The organism is Methylobacterium sp. (genome assembly GCF_028290105.1).
Classification (GTDB): Bacteria; Pseudomonadota; Alphaproteobacteria; order Rhizobiales; family Beijerinckiaceae; genus Methylobacterium.
In genome coordinates this window covers 1-16,972 of the sequence record NZ_JAQGKL010000252.1, presented here as the reverse complement: position 1 = coordinate 16,972, position 16,972 = coordinate 1, and the positions used below count along the sequence as shown (strand labels likewise).

The following is a 16,972-nucleotide window of genomic DNA, read 5'->3' as shown; positions in this document are numbered from 1 at the left end:
GGGGGCGCATCCGCTTCGAGGTGCCGATGCTGTGGACCATCAGCTTCATGGTCACCTTCGTCATCGGCGGAATGACGGGCGTGCTGCTGGCGGTGCCGCCGGCCGACTTCGTGCTGCACAACAGCCTGTTCCTGGTCGCGCACTTCCACAATGTCATCATCGGCGGCGTCGTGTTCGGGCTGTTCGCGGGCATCACCTACTGGTTCCCCAAGGCCTTCGGCTTCAAGCTCGACGAGTTCTGGGGCAAGATGTCGTTCTGGGTCTGGATCACCGGCTTCTGGTTCGCCTTCGCGCCGCTCTACGTGCTCGGCCTGATGGGCGTCACCCGCCGCGTCCAGCATTTCGACGATCCCTCGCTCCAGATCTGGTTCGTCATCGCGGCCTTCGGCGCCTTCCTGATCCTGCTCGGCATCGCCTCCTTCGCGATCACCCTGGTGGTCAGCGTCCTGCGCCGCGAGCAGCTGCGTGACACCACCGGCGACCCGTGGGGCGGCCGGACCCTGGAATGGGCGACCTCGTCGCCACCGCCGGACTACAACTTCGCCTTCACGCCGGTGATCCACGATCACGACGCGTGGTGGGACATGAAGCGCCGCGGCTACGCGCGTCCGCTCCACGGCTTCAAGCCGATCCACATGCCCAAGAACACCGCCACGGGCCTGATCCTCGGCGTGCTGTGCATCGTCTTCGCCTTCGCGATGATCTGGTACATCTGGTGGCTCGCCGCCTTCAGCTTCCTCGTGATCGCGGTGGTCGCGATCGGCCACACCTTCAACTACAACCGCGACTTCTACATCCCGGTCGACGAAGTCGTCCGGACGGAAGGCCAGCGGACGGCCCTGATGGCGGAGCGCGTCTGAGACCATGGCATCCCACACGTCCGCCGCCATGAACGCGTCGACCGGCACAGGGCCGGTCGATTCCACGGCCTTCTACGACGCCGCCGGCGAGCACCATCCGGAAGGGAGCACGATGCTCGGCTTCTGGCTGTACCTGATGAGCGACTGCCTCATCTTCGCGGCACTGTTCGCCACCTATGCGGTGGTCGGGCGCAACTACGCGGCGGGGCCGTCGCCCAAGGACCTGTTCGACCTGCCGCTCGTCGCGCTGAACACCTCGATGCTGCTGTTCTCGTCCATCACCTACGGCTTCGCGATGCTGGAGATGGAGAAGGGGTATCTGGCCCGCTGCCAGCTCTGGCTCGCCGTCACCGGCCTGTTCGGCATCGCGTTCGTGGGCCTTGAACTCTACGAGTTCCAGCACCTCATCCACGAGGGCGCAACGCCCCAGCGCAGCGCCTTCCTGTCGGCCTTCTTCACGCTGGTGGGCACCCACGGCCTGCACGTCACCCTCGGCATCGTCTGGCTCACGACCCTGATGGTGCAGGTGCACCGGCGCGGGCTGGTGCCCGAAAACAAGCGCCGGCTTCTCTGCCTCAGCATGTTCTGGCACTTCCTCGACGTGATCTGGATCGGCGTGTTCACCTTCGTGTACCTGATGGGAGTCCTGCAATGAGCACCGCGTCTAACGCAGGACATACGGCGATGAGCCACGGACACGCGGCGTCCGGACACGACGACGGGCACGGGGACCACGGCGAGAGCCACGGCTCGTTCAAGGGCTACATGACGGGCTTCGTCCTGTCGGTGATCCTGACGGCGATCCCCTTCATCCTGGTGATGGGCGACGTGCTGGGGAACGACCGGCTCACCGGCCTCGTCATCATGGGCTTCGCCGTGGTGCAGATCGTGGTCCACATGGTCTACTTCCTCCACATGAACACGAAGTCCGAGGGCGGCTGGACCATTCTGGCGCTGATCTTCACCCTGACGCTGGTGATCATCACGCTGACCGGCTCCCTCTGGGTCATGTACCACCTCAACACCAACATGATGCCGATGCACATGCACACGCGCTGATGCGCGGACAGGGTCCGGGGCGGGGTCGCTCCGGCATCGCCCTGGCGGCGTTCTGCGCCGCCGGTCTGGTCCTCGTGGCCGCGCTGGCGGCGCTCGGGACCTGGCAGGTGCAGCGCCGGGCCTGGAAGCACGACCTCGTCGCCCGAGTCGAGGCGCGCATCCACGCCGAGCCCGTCGAGGCCCCGGGGCCGGCGACCTGGGACGGGCTGACGCCGGAGGCCGATGCCTACCGGCGGGTCCGCGCCACGGGGCGCTTGCGCCACGAGAGCGAGACCCTGGTCCAAGCGGTCACCGACCTCGGCGCCGGCTTTTGGGTGATGACGCCCCTCGAGCGGACCGACGGCACGACGCTTCTGGTCAATCGCGGCTTCGTCCCCACCGACCGGCGCGATCCCGCGACCCGCTCCGAGGGGCAGGGCGCCGGGCCCGTCACGCTCACCGGCCTCCTGCGCCTCAGCGAACCCGGCGGCGCCTTCCTGCGCACGAACGACGCGGGCACCGGGCGCTGGTATTCCCGTGATGTCGCCGCCATCGCGCAGGCGCGCGGGCTGGCCCGGGCGGCCCCCTACTTCATCGATGCCGATGCGACGCCGAACCCCGGCGGCTGGCCGGTGGGCGGCCTCACCATCGTGTCCTTCCCCGACAACCACCTCGTTTACGCGATCACCTGGTACGTCCTCGCCCTCATGGTCGCGGCTGCGCTCGCCTACACGCTGCGGGATGCCCGATGTGCGGGACGACCCTCGCATTGAAGCGTCTTCGGTCGATGGGTTCGGCCTAGCGCCGGTGCCGCCGAGTGACGAGGCAAGAAGCAGACTTCTCCTCTTGGAAGGAGGGGGAGCACCGTCGAAACAACGGCATCCGTAGCGATCCAGCGGAGTGGATGTCAGGGCGCTGAAACCGGGGCGCCCGACATGGTCAGTCCCGTCGCGGGGTCAGCTCCGCCCGGGAGTGTGACCGTGACCCGCAGCCCGCCCTCGGGCCGGTTCGCCATGGCGATCTCGCCCCCGTGCGCCCGGATCGCGGACCGCGCGATGGCGAGGCCGAGGCCGGTCCCCCCGGTCTCCGCGCTGCGCGACGGCTCCAGCCGGACGAAAGGCGAAAACATCGCCTCGACGCGATCGGCCGGGATGCCCGGACCGTCGTCGTCGATGCGAATCCGGACGCCGCTCTCGCTGCCCTCCAGAACGATCCGCGCGCGGCCGCCGTAGCGCACCGCGTTCTCCACGAGGTTGTCGAGGGCGCGGCGCAGCGCCGTCGCGCGGCCATGAAACGCGAGTTCGGACGGCCCCGTCACGACGACATCCCGGTCGAGCACCCGCTGGTCCTCGGCAAGCGTCCTGACGAGAACGACGAGGTCGAAGGGACCGCGATCCTGGTCCGACGCGTCCGCGTGCGTGAAGGCGAGGGTTGCCTCGACCATGCGCCGCATGGTGGCGAGCGTCCGCACCATCGCGGTGCGCAGGGCCTCGTCCTCGACCATCTCGGCCCGGAGCCACAGCGAGGCAATGGGTGTGCGCAGATCGTGGCTGATCGCGGCCAGCATCCGCGTGCGGTCAGCGACAAATGCCTGCGAGCGCGCCTGCATCCGGTTGAAGGCCGCGATCATGGTCCGCACTTCGCGCGGGCCCCGCTCGGGCAGGGTCGCGACGGCGCCGCCCCGCCCGGCCAGCTCGGCGGCCTGGGCGAGGTCGGTCATCGGCCCGACGATCCCGCGCCGGGCAATCGCGACCACCGCCAGCACGGCGACGACGCTCGCGAGTATCTGGATCAGCCCCATGCGTATCCACGGCGGCGCCTGCAGCGCGAGCGGCGCCTCGGCGTTGAGCCAGCGCCCGTCGTCGAGGCGGACGGAGACGCGCAGGACCTGCGGCTTGTCCGCGAGGCGGTCGGGGCGGAGATCCGGTTCGGCATCCCGCTCGACGAGGGCGATCCGGGCCTGGCTCGCGCCGGCCTTGACGCGCCGGTCGAGGCGGCGGGCGAGCTTCGCCTCGTCGGCGCCCATGGCGCCCTCGGGCACGAAGCTGTCGCCCGCGATGGAGAAGCGGTGGCGCGGCGTGCCATACGCGGCGATCACCCCCGGGACGGCGTCGGCCGGCACCGTGTCGAGGAGGCGAACGAGCGTGGCGACGCGGTCGACGACCTGCGTCCGCGCCGCCGCACGATCGACCCGCGACGCTTCATGCGCGAACATCGCGAAGGCCGCGACCTGCGCCGCGACGACGGCGAGCACGAGCAGGAGCGCCAGCCGCCCGCCGAGCGAATGCGGCACCAGCCTCATGGCAAGGTCCTCACCTCCGCGGCCAGGACGTAGCCGCCGCCCCAGACGGTCTTCAGAAGCGCCGGGTTGGCCGGATCGCGCTCCAGCTTGCGCCGGAGCCGGCTCACCTGATTGTCGATGCTGCGGTCGAACCCGTCGGCGGCACGGCCGCTGGTCAGGTCGAGGAGCTGGTCGCGGGAGAGCACCACCCTGGGATGGCGCGTCAGCGCCGCGAGCAGGCGGAACTCGGCGGTGCTGAGGGCCACGGCGGCCCCGGCCTCGTCGACGAGTTCGCGCCGGTCGGTGTCCAGGGTCCACCGGTCGAACGCGAGCCTTCGCCCGTCCGCCTCGTCGCGGGTGCGGGGGAGCGCCCGGGTGCGCCGCAGGAGGTTCTTGATGCGGGCGAGGAGTTCGCGCGGGTCGAAGGGCTTCGTAACGTAATCGTCCGCCCCGATCTCCAGGCCGACGATCCGGTCGGTTCGCTCCGCCAGGGCGGTGAGCAGGATGACCGGCGTGTCGTGGACCTCCCGGATATGGCGGCAGAGCGAGAGCCCATCTTCGCCCGGCATCATCACGTCGAGGATGACGAGATCGATGGCGCTGCCCGCGAGCACCGCGCGCGCGACCGCCGCGTCGGCCGCGACGCTGACCCGGAGGTCGTGGCGCTTGAGGTAGGCCGCGAGCGGGTCGCGGATATCGCGGTGGTCGTCGACCACCAAGACGTGAGCGTCGTCCATGTCCTCGCCTTCCGATGCCCGGTTCTACTCCGCCGCGCCGTCCAGGCTCCTCGAAAATGTGTCGCGAATTGTATCCGCGCGCCCGTACCCGCGACGGCTTGCGACGCAATCGCGGTTTTCGGGCAAACGCCTGCGACAGGCCGGGAGCAAGGTCCGGTCATCGGCAACCCCAACCGGGAGACGAAACGATGACCGACGAAACGCTGCGTGCACCGACGATGCTGAAACGACTGGGTGCGGTGGCCCTGGTGGCCGCCGGCCTCGCGGCCCCGCTCGCCACCGCCGGTGCGGCCGAGGCCCGCGACGGCTGCGGGCCCGGTGGCCATCGCGGACCCTACGGCTACTGCCGGCCCAACTTCGGCCCGAGGCCGTTCTACGCGCCGTACGCCTATCGGCCGGCCTTCTACGGCCCGCGCTGGCATCGCTGGGGCGGGGGCTACGGATACCGTGGCTGGCATCACCGCTGGTGATCGGATCACGGCTTTCGAGACACCGGGGACGCGCCGCTCGGCGCGCCCCTCCTGAAGTTCACCGGAGGCTTGAACCCATGTCGAGAAAAGCTGTTTGTCTGGCCCTGGCGACGATGCTCGCGGCAACGGCCGCCGGAGCCGAGACACCCGCGGTCAAGCCCCCGGCGGGCGACCACGCGGGCGCCGGCGTCGATCTCGCGACGTTCCAGACGCGCCACCGCACCCGGATGCTGCGCGCCGACGCCGACCATGACGGGCGGGTCAGCCGGCCGGAGTGGACGGCTTGGTGGGACGCCCACCCGGGTAAGGGCCCGTACGATCCGGCCGGACGCTTCCGGGCCATCGACGCGGACGGCGACGGATTCCTCACGGCCGAGGAGATCGACGCGGTGTCCGCCAAGCGCTTCGCGCGCCTCGACGCCGACCACGACGGACGCGTCAGCCGAGCGGACCGGCCCTGTCGCGCCAAGTAGTCGCGCGAAGTAGTTCGGCCACGGAGGCGGGCGCTCACATCCACCGAGCGTCCGCCAGCCAGGCGCCGGCCCGGGCCACGTCATCCTGCGACAGGCCGTGCCCGGTGGGCAGGGTCTCGTGGGCGACCTGCGCCCCGTTGGCCCGGAGCCGGTCCGCCAACGCGCGGACGTTGACGGCCGGCACGATCGGGTCGGCGGCGCCCGACAGCATCAGCACGGGCCGGCCCGCGAGGTCGACGGGGGCCGTCTCGGCCAGGGGCAGCATCGGGCGCAGCAGCACGGCGCCGGCCAGGACCTCGGGGTGCAGGAGCAGCAGGGCCGCGGCGATGTTGGCGCCGTTCGAGAATCCCACCGCCACCGGCGCCGCGAAACCGTAGGCGGAGCGCGCGCGCGCGATGAAGTCCGCGAGGTCGGCGGCGCGGCGGCGCAGATCGGCCTCGTCGAACACACCCTCGGCAAGGCGCCGGAAGAAGCGCGGCATGCCGTTCTCCAGGACCGCGCCGCGCGGGGAGAGGAGCGCCGCCCCGGGTGCCAGGGCCCGCCCGAGGGGCAGGAGGTCGCCCTCGTCGCCGCCGGTGCCGTGGAGCATGAGCAGGGGTGGCCGCCGAGGGTCGGTGCCGGGCGTGAAGCGATGGATCAGGCCGAGTGACGGATCGGTCATGGCAACCTCGCGAAGATTGGGAGGATGCCCGCCCCGGGGGAGGGGCGGGCGGATGTGTCAGGCGACCTGAGGCAACTGGCCCTCGATCCGCGCCCGGTGCGGCTCGAGGAAGGCCGGCAGCTTCAGGGCGCGGCCCAGGGCCTCCACCGGCTCGTCCACGGCAAAGCCCGGGACGTCGGTGGCGATCTCGAACAGCACCCCGCCGGGTTCGCGGAAATAGACCGAGCGGAAATACTGGCGGTCGCGCTGCTCGGTGACGCCGAGCCCGTGCGTGCCCGTCAGCTTTGCCACCATCGCGGCCTGCGCCGCGTCGTCCGCCGCCCGAAAGGCGATGTGGTGGACGGAGCCGGCGCCCTGCCGGCCGCGCAGGAACTCGCCCACCGCCCGCAGGGTCACGAACCCGCCCGCCTCGGCGCCGCTGGCGTAGCGGATGGCCGCGCCCTCGCGCCCGACCTCTTGGAAGCCAAACACGTCCGTCAGGATCGCCGCCGTGGGGCCCGCCTCGTTCAGGAGCAGGGTCACGCCGTGGAACCCCCGGATTGCGTGCTCGGCCGGCACCGCGCCGCCGGTCCAGGCGAACCCGCCCTCCGCCCCGGCGACGCCGACCAGGGCCAGCATCATGCCGTCCGGGTCGCGGAAGCGCAGGGTCGGCTCACCCAGCACCTGCACCAGCGCCTCGTGGGCAACGCCCTTCTCGATGAAGCGGTGCGTCCACCAGCCGATGGACGCGCGGGGGACCCGGAACGCGGTCTCCTGCGTCTCGCCGATGCCGACCCGGCCGGGGGCGGCATGCTCGATGGGAAAGAAGGTCAGGATGGTGCCGGGGCGCCCGGTCTCGTCGCCGTAATAGAGGTGATAAGTGCCCGGATCGTCGAAGTTCACGGTCTTCTTCACGAGCCGCAGCCCGAGGACCTCGGTGTAGAAATCGACGTTTCGGGCGGCGGGGCCGGAAAACGCCGTGACGTGGTGGATACCGTTCTGGGACATGGAACGCGCTCCCGATGTGCGGACCGAATGCGGTGTCTCGACCGCGCCGCGATGACGGGAAGATGCGCCTTGCCAGGCCGTGAGAAAATGGAAACGATGGAAACGCATCGTTTCGGAACACCGTCGCATGAAACTCCCCGATTTCGAGGCCTGGGCCGTCTTCGCCAAGGTGGTCGAGACCGGCTCGTTCGGCCGCGCCGCCGTCGAGCTTGGCGTCAGCAAGGGCACGGTGTCGAAGGCGGTCACCCGCCTCGAGGCCCGGATCGGCGCGCGCCTGTTCAATCGGACCTCGCGCAAGCTGGCGCTGACGGAGGCCGGCTCGTCGGCCCGGGACTCGGCGGCACGCATCCTCGCGGAGGGCGAGGCCGCAGAGGTCCTGGCGCAGGATGATGCAGCCGCACTGCGTGGCAGGTTGCGCCTCGCGGCACCCATGTCGTTTGGTTTGTTGCACGTCGCGCCGCGCCTGCCGGCGTTCCTGAACCGGCACCCCGGGATCACCCTCGACCTCCACCTCAGCGACGATCTCGTGGATCTCGTGGGCGGCGGCTTCGACCTGGGGCTCCGCATCGCGGCGCTGGCCGATTCCTCGTTGCGCGCACGCCGGCTCTGCACCGTCCATCGTTCCCTGGTGGCAACCCCGGACTACCTCGATCGCCACGGCAGGCCCGCGCATCCGCACGACCTCGCCAGCCATGCCTGCCTCGGCTACGCCTACCTGCCGACGCCGGATCGCTGGCGCTTCCTCGATGCCGACGGCGCCGAAGCCCACGTCGTTCCGTCGGGGCCCTTGCGCGCCAACAACGCCGACGCCCTGGCGCCGGCCCTGCGCGCCGGCCTCGGCCTCGCGGTCCAGCCCGATTTCATGGTGTGGGACGACCTGCGGACAGGGCTGCTGGAGCGGGTCTTGCCCGGCTGGTCGCCGCCGCCCATCGCCCTGCACCTCGTGACGCCACCGGGCGACCCCCGCCCGGCCCGCGTCGCGGCGCTGATCGCGTATCTCAGTGACACCCTCTCCGGTGCGCCCTGGGCGCGAAGTCCTTAAGCCGCTGCGAACGATCAGCAGCCCTGGCGACGGCGCCAACAGCTTACGTGGCTTGGACACTGGCACCGGGAACGCCGGCATGCCCAGCACAACCCGCTTGCTCCAAGTGGCGTAGGAATCGTCGGCGAACGCGGTTACGATCCGGTCCGGCGGATCGTCGGGCGCAAAGGTCAGGCGCTGATCGATCCCGACAAGCGCCTGCTCGTCGCCGAGGCATCGCCTGCCGACCCTGCACGACCACCGCGGCGCCATTGCCCTGCTTCGTGCCTTCCGCAGGCCTTTTCCCTTCCCAGCCGACCGCCCCCGTCGCGGCGAGGGGCTTCGCAGCGCAGCCCAGGCGTCGAGTCATTGCGTGGAGCTTCGGCTGGATCGTCCGCTGCCCAAGGCTTGCCCGCGACCAGGGGTCGACCCAGTCCTTAATGGTTACCCACTTCGGGTGCGCCGCAGCCGTGATCCTTTACCGACAGATAGCCTAAGCCTTATGAAATATTTCCTTCAGCGCTGTTCTCGGTGACTCGCAGCGATCTGGTTCGTAATTCTATTTTTGAATGATCAATAGATCCACAATAACTGTAATTTTCACAATTTATATGTTTATGTTTCGATTAAACACGATAAAAATCTCACATATTCAAATTTATATTGACTATATTTTCCGGAGTTATCTCCCATAACGGATGGCGTGGCCAAATTTATGCAGTAAAATCTTTTTAATAAAGAGAATATTATATTGAATGCAACCGAATTTTTCAGCCTGCATAAACTATGAAGCTGTCGGAAAAATTTGGTTCACGACCCATTTCACACAACCAGAAGGAGTATTTGTCTGGACTAGAATCTGACATTTGATCGAGATCGGATACGATGTTACTCGATCTAAGCCTCGCAATCTCAGGAGCGCCAATGGATTCAACTGACGCTGAATTCTTGAGCTAACGGAGAGATTGCGATTACACATTCTCAAAAACTGCCACCAATCTCGTCCTCTCAGCACTGAACAAGTTCAGAATTTTGCATTGCTCGATGATAAAAGTCAAATAGACAATCAATGCCCAATATATAAATGCGACCGAACAAGCAAAAATTTAAAATGCGACAAATATTGAGTGAAAAGCGGCTGAAATTACCTGACAGTCGGGCAGATACGCTGCGAAAATATCCAACGATCATATGGCTTACCGGACTGTCAGGATCTGGAAAAACCAGCATCGCAAATGCATTGGAGGCGATGTTGACCGCCGACGGTCTGCACAGCGTAGTTCTTGACGGTGATACCCTGCGCATCGGCTTGAACAGCGACTTGGGTTTCACAGCCGCCGACCGGACCGAGAATGCGCGTCGTACCGCCGAGGTCGCGCGGATGATGGCAAAAGCCGGACTGATTACGATTGTTGCGCTTATCTCGCCAATGCGCGCCGATCGAGCGCTGGCGCGAAAGATTGCCGGCGAGGTGCGATTCTTCGAGGTCTTTATTGATGCAAGTCTCGCACAATGCGAGGCTCGCGATGTCAAGGGGCTCTATGCACTGGCTCGGGCGGGTTCAATCAAGCAATTCACTGGCATTTCGGCACCCTATGAACCGCCGATGGACCCCGATTTGATACTTCGCACCGCCGATTGGACCGTTTCAGACTCAGCAATGCACCTAAAGACAGAGGTGCTTCGACCCACTTCTCTTCAATAGAAAAAATCAACAAAGGAAAAATTACTTCGCTTTGGACTGCCGGCTTAAATGAGCGATACAAATCTGGTCCTAGTCTTTATCGAGTCAGTCGATCCATTTGACTGTTGCATTCCAGATGCGGCCGATGCGGAAGAACGGGCCATGCAGGCGAGGTAGGACGCTGCTGACACGGTTCGCCACACCTCAAATGGTCGAGGCGTGGTGGTTGAAACAGGTTTGTCGGGATAGAGAAGTGAAGACCGGCCAGGAAGGGGTAGGGCGGCCGGGCTCGCACGCGACGAACGCTTGCCGCTGGTGGCGGATCGCGGTACGCAAATCCGCCGTTTCTGTCGCCCGAGCGAACAAGGGCGTGGATCGGTCAGACAAAGTACGAGTCGCCGCAACGGCTTGGGCCTGTAGCTCAATGGTTAGAGCCGACCGCTCATAACGGTCTGGTTGCAGGTTCGAGTCCTGCCGGGCCCACCACTCTTCCCCTTTTGCGGACATTGCCTGAGACGGGGCAGCCCTTCAGAATCGCGGGTGACGGACATGCGGGTGGCCTGCATTGGCGAATGCATGGTGGAACTTGTCGAGCATCCGGACGGGTCTCTGACCCGTGCCTTCGGGGGCGATACCCTCAACACGGCACTCTACCTCGCCCGCCTCGGCGTCGCGGTCGACTACGTCACGGCGCTTGGGGACGATCCCTGGAGCGACGCGATGGTCGAGGCCTGGGCCCGCGAGGGCATCGGGCTCCAGGCCGTCGCCCGGCTGCCTGGACGGGTGCCGGGACTCTATGTCATCCGGACCGATGCGGCTGGCGAGCGCAGCTTCCACTATTGGCGGGAGACCTCCGCCGCGCGCGATCTCTTCGCCGCGTCGGAAGCCGCCGCCGCGCGGGCGGCCCTGGCCCGCTACGACCTCGCCTATCTCTCCGGCATCAGCCTGTCGCTCTACGGCGATACTGGACGGGCGACGCTCTTCGAGGCCCTGAATACGCTGCGCAAGGGCGGCGGCCGAGTGGCCTTCGATATGAACTATCGCCCGCGCGGCTGGCTCGACGCGGCGCAGGCGCGAGCCGCCGTCGAGACCGCCATGGCGACAGCCGACCTGATCTTCGCCTCGCGCGAAGACCTGACCGGTCTCTACAGCGGCAACGGCGTGGACGCGCTGCTCCGCCATCGCGGCCGGGCCGAGATCGTTCTCAGGGAAACCCGTGCGGGGGTGGCCCACGCACGGGTGTTCCACGGGGACGACGAAGCCATGATCCCCGCGGAACCCGTGGCCTCGGTCATCGACACCACGGCGGCGGGCGACAGCTTCGCGGCCGGCTACCTCGCGGCGAGACTCGCAGGACGCACACCTGTGGCGGCGGCCGGGATCGGGCACCAACTCGCCGGTGTCGTGATCCGGCATCGCGGCGCGGTGATCCCGAAGGACGCCATGCGCGAATTCCAGGCCTGAACGGGTCCGATAGCAAGGGCCGGCCGAACCAGGGATTTTCCAGTGGTCACTCTTTCAGGCGCGCGATAGACGAGCGCTCGCACAGCACGCCCGAGGCCCGGCCCAGACGACATGAATGCGCCCTCCCTTCCTCGGTCCGGACCGATGCTGACCATCGTGACCTACTGGGAGGGGCCGGTGAGCTGGCTCGAACGGCTCAGCGCCGCCTCCATCGTCGCCGCCGGCCATGCCCTGGAGATCTATTCCCACGACATCAGAGGTGTTCAGCGTCAAGGCCTACCCGGGACGGTGATCGATGTCCGCGACATCCTCGGCCCCAACGCCATGGCGGACCTGTATCGCGGCCGGAAATCCTACGCGTTCTACACGGACTACGTGCGCCTCGGCCTGCTCCGAGAGGGCAGGGGCATCTGGGCCGACCTCGATTTCGTATTCCGGCAATCGCTTTCGACGACGCCGGACGGGGACGACTACATCTTCGGATGGCTCAATCCGAACCGGATCAACAACGCGATCCTGTACGCCCCGCCTCAGTCCGAGCTGGTCTCGCGCTACTGGGAGGCGATCACCGCCGTGCCGATCCGGGCCCCCTGGGCGACCGGGCACATCCGGGTGAAGCGAAGCCTGGAAATCCTGGCCGGACGGCGCTTTCCGCTCCATCCGGAGCGCTTGGCGATCGGACCGAGGGCGCTGACCCATTTCATCCGGCAACTCGCGCTCGATCATCACGCCCGGCGAAAGCCGGTTTTCTATCCCCTCGACGACGACGACGCTCATCTGCTCGTCCAGGCCGACGACGCCAGAGCCCGCGCGGCGATCACGCCCGAGACCGTGGCGGTACATGCCTGGCGCGGCAAGCTCTGGTCGATCGGACTGAGCGCGCCACCGCCCCCCGCGTCCTGGCTCGGGCAGCGCTGCCGCGAACTCGGCATCTGAGCAGGCCACACCGATCGGGGGCGAGCCCTCAAGGAGAATCCGGATGCGCCGGGCGATGTTCATCTGCGCGACCCGCGTGGAATTCGGGATCGATACCCCGGCCTCGATCGGCCTCGGCGGTATCGAGAGCACCAACCTCGCCCTGGCCCGGGCGCTCGTGCGGCGCGGCGTCCAGGTGGTGCTGGCGACCCGCCGCAGCGGCACGGTGGAGCGGGACGGCGTCCTGAACATTCCGCTTGCGGAGGTCAGGCGGCACGAAGCCGACGTGGTCGTCTCCAGCAACGATCCGCGGCCCCTGCGCGACTTTCCGGACGCGAAACGCATCGTCTGGGTGCACAATCCGATCAACCTCGAGAAGGCGCTGCGCAAGGGCTACCTCCTGCCGGTCCTCTCGCTGCGGCCGGAGGCGGTGTTCGTCGGCAGCCTCGCGGCCTCGGCGATGTCGCCGGTCTTCCGTTATCGCCGCCGCCGGGTGATCCCGCACGGGATCGCGCCCGCCTTCCGCGAGCCCGAGCCGACGCGGGGCGCGACCCGCGACTTCGTCTACGCCTCGCAGCCCCAGCGTGGGCTGGAGCGGGTGCTCGCCATCTGGCGCAACGCGCCGGGGGTGATCGCCTCCGGCGCCCGGCTCCACGTCTTCGGGTCGGATTACCCGGCCTCCCCAGACGAGACCGGCGCGGTCGTCTTCCACCCGCGGGTGGGGGCGTCCGCGCTCGCGGCCTTCTACGCCCGCGCGCGCGCCATGGTCTGCCCAGGATCCATCGACGAGACCTTCTGCCTCGCGGCGGCCGAGGCGCAGGCGATGGGACTGCCGGTCATCACGTCCGGGATCGGCGCCCTGTTCGAGCGGGTGCAGCACGGGGTCAACGGGCTGATCGCCCCGAGCGACCGGGATTTCGCGGACGCCATCGTGCAGGTGGCCGAGAACGAGGCGCTGTGGTCGCAGCTCAGCGCGGGCGCCCTCCTGCAGCGCGAGGCCCTGACCTGGGAGCGGGCCGCAATCCTGTGGGAGGCCGTCCTGCGGGATACCCCGGATCGGCCACCTCGCTCCTGAGCCCGGTCAGACCGGCGCCGGCACCGGCCTGCCCTCAGCCACGGTCCGTTCCGGTACGGGCGCGGGCCGGCGCCGGGACAGGGTGACGATCAGGACCGGCAGGATCAGGAGGATGAGGAGCGGCGCGAGGCTCATGCCGCCGACCACCACCAGCGCCAGGGGCTTCTGCACCTGCGAGCCGACACCGTTCGAGAAGGCCGCCGGCAGCAGGCCGACGCCGGCCACCACGCAGGTCATCACCACCGGGCGCATCTGGGTCAGGCAGGTCCGCATCATCGCGCGCACCCGCTCCTCGCCCTCGGCGATCAGCCCATTGTAGTGCGAGAGCACGATGATCCCGTCCATCACCGCGATGCCGAGGAGGGCGATGAAGCCGATCGCCGCCGAGACGCTGAAGGGCGTCTGGGTGATCACCAGGGCCAGCACGCCGCCCGCCACCGCCATGGGGATGACGCTGAGCGCCAGCAGCATGTCGATCACCGAACCGAAGTTCATGAACAGCAGGATCGCGATGAGCCCGATGGCGATGGGCACCGTCACCGAGAGCCGGGCGAGCGCGCCCTGCATGTTGTTGAACTCGCCAACGAGTTCGAGCCGGTAGCCGCGCGGCAGCGTGACCTCGGCGGCCACGCGCTCCCGCGCCTCCAGGATCGCGCTGCCGAGATCGCGGTCGCGGACGCTGAACTTCACCGGAAGGTAGCGCTCCTGGCCCTCGCGGTAGATGTAGGCCGGCCCGGAAACGAGGGCGACCTGAGCGACTTCGCTCAGCGGCACCTGCATCAGTGTCCCGTTCGGGCCCTGTCCCGAGATACGCAGGTTGCGGATCGAGGCGACGCTCTGCCGGAACTGCTCGGCGAGGCGGATGACGATGGGATAATGGCGATCCGAGCCGCTGTCGTAGAGGTCGCCGGCGCTGTCTCCGCCGATGGCGGTGCGAACCGTGGCGTTGATGTCGCCCGGGGTCAGGCCGTAGCGCGCCGCCCGGATGCGGTCGACGTCGATCTGGACCGTCGGCTGGCCGAGCGACGTGAAGACGCCGAGGTCGGTGACGCCGGGCACCTTGCGCAGGGACGCCTCGACCCGGTTGGCGACCGCTGTCAGGGTTTCGAGATCGGGGCCGAACACCTTGAAGGAATTCTCGCCCTTGATGCCCGAGACGGCCTCGGCGACGTTGTCCTGGAGGTACTGCGAGACGTTGAACTCGACGCCTGGGAATTCGAGGCGCAGTTTATCCAGGAGTTCGTCGAGCATCCGCTCCTTGGTCACGCCAGGGCGCCACTTCTCGGCGGCCTTGAGGGGCGCGAAGAACTCGCCGTTGAAGAAGCCGGCGGCATCCGTGCCGTCGTCGGGCCGGCCGTGCTGCGAGACCACGCTCTCCACCTCCGGCACGGCGGCGACGATGCGCCGGATGCGGTTGACGTAGAGGTTGCCCTCCTCCAGCGAGATCGTCGCCGGCATCGTGGCGCGCAGCCAGAGGTTGCCTTCCTCCAGCTTCGGCAGGAACTCGAGGCCGAGCTGGCGCCCTGCCAGCCCGACGCCGACCGTCAGGAGCGCGGCGAGGCCGAGGGTGAGGAGCCTGTTGCCGAGCGCGGCCCGGATCGCCGGCCGGTAGAGCCGATCGAGGGTGCGCACCAGGATCGTTTCCACCTCCTCGACGTGGTCGGGCAGCAGATAGGCGGACAGGACGGGCGTCACGGTGAAGGTCGCGATGAGGCCGCCGAGCAGCGCGTAGGCGTAGGTCTGAGCCATCGGGCCAAAGATGTGGCCCTCGACGCCGGTCAGGGTGAAGAGCGGCAGGAATCCCGTCACGATGATGATAGCGGCGAACACGATGGAGCGGCTGACGTCGCTGGAAGCCCCGAGGATGCGCGTGAGCTTGCCGGCCAGCCCGGGCGCGGGAACCTCGCCCGAGGGAGCGCCGTGGCCGGACAGGCGCCGGAAGATCGCCTCGACCATGATCACGGTCCCATCGACGATCAGCCCGAAATCGAGGGCGCCGACCGAGAGCAGGTTGGCGGATTCGCCCCGCACCACGAGGATGATCACGGCAAAGAAGAGCGCGAAGGGAATCGTCGCCACCACGATGAGGGCGCTGCGCAGATTGCCCAGGAACAGCCACTGCACGATGAGGATCAGCACGATGCCGACGAGCATGTTGTGCAGGACCGTGTGGGTGGTCACCGCGATCAGGTCGGCCCGGTCGTAGATCCGCTCGATCTTCACGCCGGGGGGCAGCAGTTCCATCGCTTCGATGCGCCGCACCTCCGCCTGGACCGCCTCGATCGTCGGGGTGCTCTCCTCTCCGCGCCGCATCAGCACGATGCCCTGCACGATGTCGTCGTCGTCGTTCATGCCCGCGATGCCGAGGCGCGGCTGATGACCGATGGTGACGGTGGCGACGTCCTTGACGAGGACGGGAGCGCCGCCCGACTGGGTGAGCACGGTCTCGCCGATATCGTCGGTGGAGCGGATCAGGCCGACGCCGCGGACCACGGCGGATTGGGTGCCGAGGTTGATCCGGTTGCCGCCGACATTGAGATTGCTGTCGTTGAGGGTCTTGACCACCCCCGACAGGGTGAGCCCGTAGGCGGTCAGGCGATCGAGGTCCACGGCGATGTCGAAGGTCTTGGTCTTGCCGCCCCAGCCGATGACGTCGATCACGCCCGGCACGGCGCGGAAGCGCCGGCGCAGCACCCAATCCTGGAGGGATTTCAGGTCGAGCACGCTGTAGCCCGCCGGCGCCGTGAGCTTGTAGCGGAAGATCTCGCCGATCGGGCTCACCGGCGAGATGGTGGGCTTGGCGCCGTTGGGCAGGGCGTCGAGCTGGGCGAGGCGGTTGAGCACCTGCTGCTCGGCCTCGCGGTAGCTGAATTCGAAGCCGAATTGCAGCTTCACGTCCGAGAGTCCGTAGAGGGAGACCGAGCGGACCTGCTTCAGGTTGGGCAGGCCCGAGGTGATCACCTCGATCGGCACCGTGACGTAGCGCTCGATCTCCTCGCCCGAGAGGCCGGGCGCCTGGGTGATCACGTCGATCATCGGCGGGGTCGGGTCCGGATAGGCCTCGATGTTGAGGCTCCGGAACGCCACCAGCCCACAGGTGAGCAGGAGCACGAAGGCCAGCACCACCAGCGCACGCTGGCGCAGGGCGAGATCGACGAAGCCGGTCATGATGGATCTCTTCCCCGCAACGATGCGCCGACGGATCAGCCGCGCGTCAGCATGCGGTCGATGAACAGGGAGCCGCGCGAGATCACCCGCTCGCCGATGGCGAGCCCTTGCAGGATCTCGATGTTGCCGCCGTCGATG

Annotated in this window: 16 protein-coding genes and 1 tRNA gene; 12 read left to right on the top strand and 5 right to left on the bottom strand. The window is 67.8% G+C overall.

Annotation, left to right across the window (positions count from 1 at the left end; translation table 11 throughout):
* The 4 genes from JWQ05_RS17750 to JWQ05_RS17735 all read left to right on the top strand — a co-directional run.
* On the top strand, positions 1-860 hold an 860-nt coding region (locus tag JWQ05_RS17750), incomplete at its 5' end, for a cbb3-type cytochrome c oxidase subunit I (RefSeq protein WP_299661156.1).
* Positions 861-888: 28 nt separating this feature from the next.
* Positions 889-1,515, top strand: coding sequence for a cytochrome o ubiquinol oxidase subunit III (gene cyoC / locus JWQ05_RS17745; RefSeq protein WP_299661160.1), 627 nt, complete (start codon positions 889-891; stop codon positions 1,513-1,515).
* Between the two features lie 29 nt (positions 1,516-1,544).
* The gene (gene cyoD / locus JWQ05_RS17740; protein WP_299661154.1) at positions 1,545-1,919 is read left to right on the top strand and encodes a cytochrome o ubiquinol oxidase subunit IV; all 375 of its coding nucleotides are present in this window, start codon (positions 1,545-1,547) and stop codon (positions 1,917-1,919) included.
* A complete protein-coding gene (locus tag JWQ05_RS17735; protein ID WP_299661152.1) occupies positions 1,919-2,671 on the top strand; it encodes an SURF1 family protein in 753 nt (250 codons plus the stop codon). The genes cyoD and JWQ05_RS17735 overlap by 1 nt, the downstream gene beginning before the upstream one ends.
* A 134-nt stretch (positions 2,672-2,805) precedes the next feature.
* On the opposite strand, the gene JWQ05_RS17730 is transcribed toward JWQ05_RS17735, so the two are convergent.
* Together JWQ05_RS17730 and JWQ05_RS17725 are read right to left on the bottom strand one after the other, a co-directional pair.
* The gene (locus JWQ05_RS17730) at positions 2,806-4,200 is read right to left on the bottom strand and encodes an ATP-binding protein (RefSeq protein WP_299661151.1); all 1,395 of its coding nucleotides are present in this window, start codon (positions 4,198-4,200) and stop codon (positions 2,806-2,808) included.
* The gene (locus tag JWQ05_RS17725) at positions 4,197-4,916 is read right to left on the bottom strand and encodes a response regulator (RefSeq protein ID WP_299661148.1); all 720 of its coding nucleotides are present in this window, start codon (positions 4,914-4,916) and stop codon (positions 4,197-4,199) included. The genes JWQ05_RS17730 and JWQ05_RS17725 overlap by 4 nt, the downstream gene beginning before the upstream one ends.
* 188 nt (positions 4,917-5,104) lie before the next feature.
* Here JWQ05_RS17725 and JWQ05_RS17720 point away from each other — a divergent pair, with 188 nt between their 5' ends.
* On the top strand, positions 5,105-5,386 hold the full coding sequence (locus JWQ05_RS17720) for a hypothetical protein (protein WP_299661147.1): 282 nt from the start codon (positions 5,105-5,107) through the stop codon (positions 5,384-5,386).
* 77 nt (positions 5,387-5,463) lie between these two features.
* A complete protein-coding gene (locus JWQ05_RS17715; RefSeq protein WP_299661146.1) occupies positions 5,464-5,859 on the top strand; it encodes an acid-shock protein in 396 nt (131 codons plus the stop codon).
* Between the two features lie 34 nt (positions 5,860-5,893).
* Here the strand turns inward: JWQ05_RS17715 and JWQ05_RS17710 are convergent, their stop codons facing one another.
* Both JWQ05_RS17710 and JWQ05_RS17705 read right to left on the bottom strand, forming a co-directional pair.
* Positions 5,894-6,520, bottom strand: a complete 627-nt coding sequence (locus JWQ05_RS17710) for an alpha/beta hydrolase (protein WP_299661145.1) — start codon at positions 6,518-6,520, stop codon at positions 5,894-5,896.
* 57 nt (positions 6,521-6,577) lie between these two features.
* The gene (locus JWQ05_RS17705) at positions 6,578-7,507 is read right to left on the bottom strand and encodes a ring-cleaving dioxygenase (RefSeq protein WP_299661142.1); all 930 of its coding nucleotides are present in this window, start codon (positions 7,505-7,507) and stop codon (positions 6,578-6,580) included.
* Positions 7,508-7,634: 127 nt separating this feature from the next.
* On the opposite strand from JWQ05_RS17705, the gene JWQ05_RS17700 reads away from it, so the two are divergent.
* The 6 genes from JWQ05_RS17700 (at position 7,635) to JWQ05_RS17675 (ending at position 13,666) form a co-directional block, all read left to right on the top strand.
* Positions 7,635-8,549, top strand: a complete 915-nt coding sequence (locus JWQ05_RS17700; protein ID WP_299661139.1) for a LysR family transcriptional regulator — start codon at positions 7,635-7,637, stop codon at positions 8,547-8,549.
* Positions 8,550-9,612: 1,063 nt separating this feature from the next.
* Positions 9,613-10,233, top strand: coding sequence for an adenylyl-sulfate kinase (gene cysC, locus JWQ05_RS17695; RefSeq protein ID WP_299661136.1), 621 nt, complete (start codon positions 9,613-9,615; stop codon positions 10,231-10,233).
* 389 nt (positions 10,234-10,622) lie between these two features.
* Positions 10,623-10,698: transfer RNA gene (locus JWQ05_RS17690), tRNA-Ile, on the top strand.
* A gap of 63 nt (positions 10,699-10,761) precedes the next feature.
* The gene (locus tag JWQ05_RS17685) at positions 10,762-11,676 is read left to right on the top strand and encodes a sugar kinase (protein WP_299661158.1); all 915 of its coding nucleotides are present in this window, start codon (positions 10,762-10,764) and stop codon (positions 11,674-11,676) included.
* 144 nt (positions 11,677-11,820) lie between these two features.
* Positions 11,821-12,612: a hypothetical protein gene (locus JWQ05_RS17680; RefSeq protein ID WP_299661133.1), complete on the top strand. Its 792-nt coding sequence runs from the start codon at positions 11,821-11,823 to the stop codon at positions 12,610-12,612.
* 43 nt (positions 12,613-12,655) lie between these two features.
* Complete coding sequence (locus JWQ05_RS17675) at positions 12,656-13,666, top strand: glycosyltransferase family 4 protein (RefSeq protein WP_299661131.1); 1,011 nt, start codon at positions 12,656-12,658, stop codon at positions 13,664-13,666.
* A 6-nt stretch (positions 13,667-13,672) separates the two neighbouring features.
* Here the strand turns inward: JWQ05_RS17675 and JWQ05_RS17670 are convergent, their stop codons facing one another.
* On the bottom strand, positions 13,673-16,834 hold the full coding sequence (locus JWQ05_RS17670; RefSeq protein ID WP_299661128.1) for a CusA/CzcA family heavy metal efflux RND transporter: 3,162 nt from the start codon (positions 16,832-16,834) through the stop codon (positions 13,673-13,675).
* Between the last annotated feature and the right edge of the window lie 138 nt (positions 16,835-16,972).

Bases quoted from the DNA above. Each gene is read 5' to 3' on its own strand.
- cyoC (WP_299661160.1), top strand. From the start codon at position 889: ATGAACGCGTCGACCGGCACAGGGCCGGTCGATTCCACGGCCTTCTAC.
- cyoD (WP_299661154.1), top strand. From the start codon at position 1,545: ATGAGCCACGGACACGCGGCGTCCGGACACGACGACGGGCACGGGGAC.
- JWQ05_RS17735 (WP_299661152.1), top strand. From the start codon at position 1,919: ATGCGCGGACAGGGTCCGGGGCGGGGTCGCTCCGGCATCGCCCTGGCG.
- JWQ05_RS17730 (WP_299661151.1), bottom strand. From the start codon at position 4,200: ATGAGGCTGGTGCCGCATTCGCTCGGCGGGCGGCTGGCGCTCCTGCTC.
- JWQ05_RS17725 (WP_299661148.1), bottom strand. From the start codon at position 4,916: ATGGACGACGCTCACGTCTTGGTGGTCGACGACCACCGCGATATCCGC.
- JWQ05_RS17720 (WP_299661147.1), top strand. From the start codon at position 5,105: ATGACCGACGAAACGCTGCGTGCACCGACGATGCTGAAACGACTGGGT.
- JWQ05_RS17715 (WP_299661146.1), top strand. From the start codon at position 5,464: ATGTCGAGAAAAGCTGTTTGTCTGGCCCTGGCGACGATGCTCGCGGCA.
- JWQ05_RS17710 (WP_299661145.1), bottom strand. From the start codon at position 6,520: ATGACCGATCCGTCACTCGGCCTGATCCATCGCTTCACGCCCGGCACC.
- JWQ05_RS17705 (WP_299661142.1), bottom strand. From the start codon at position 7,507: ATGTCCCAGAACGGTATCCACCACGTCACGGCGTTTTCCGGCCCCGCC.
- JWQ05_RS17700 (WP_299661139.1), top strand. From the start codon at position 7,635: ATGAAACTCCCCGATTTCGAGGCCTGGGCCGTCTTCGCCAAGGTGGTC.
- cysC (WP_299661136.1), top strand. From the start codon at position 9,613: ATGCGACCGAACAAGCAAAAATTTAAAATGCGACAAATATTGAGTGAA.
- JWQ05_RS17685 (WP_299661158.1), top strand. From the start codon at position 10,762: ATGCGGGTGGCCTGCATTGGCGAATGCATGGTGGAACTTGTCGAGCAT.
- JWQ05_RS17680 (WP_299661133.1), top strand. From the start codon at position 11,821: ATGCTGACCATCGTGACCTACTGGGAGGGGCCGGTGAGCTGGCTCGAA.
- JWQ05_RS17675 (WP_299661131.1), top strand. From the start codon at position 12,656: ATGCGCCGGGCGATGTTCATCTGCGCGACCCGCGTGGAATTCGGGATC.
- JWQ05_RS17670 (WP_299661128.1), bottom strand. From the start codon at position 16,834: ATGACCGGCTTCGTCGATCTCGCCCTGCGCCAGCGTGCGCTGGTGGTG.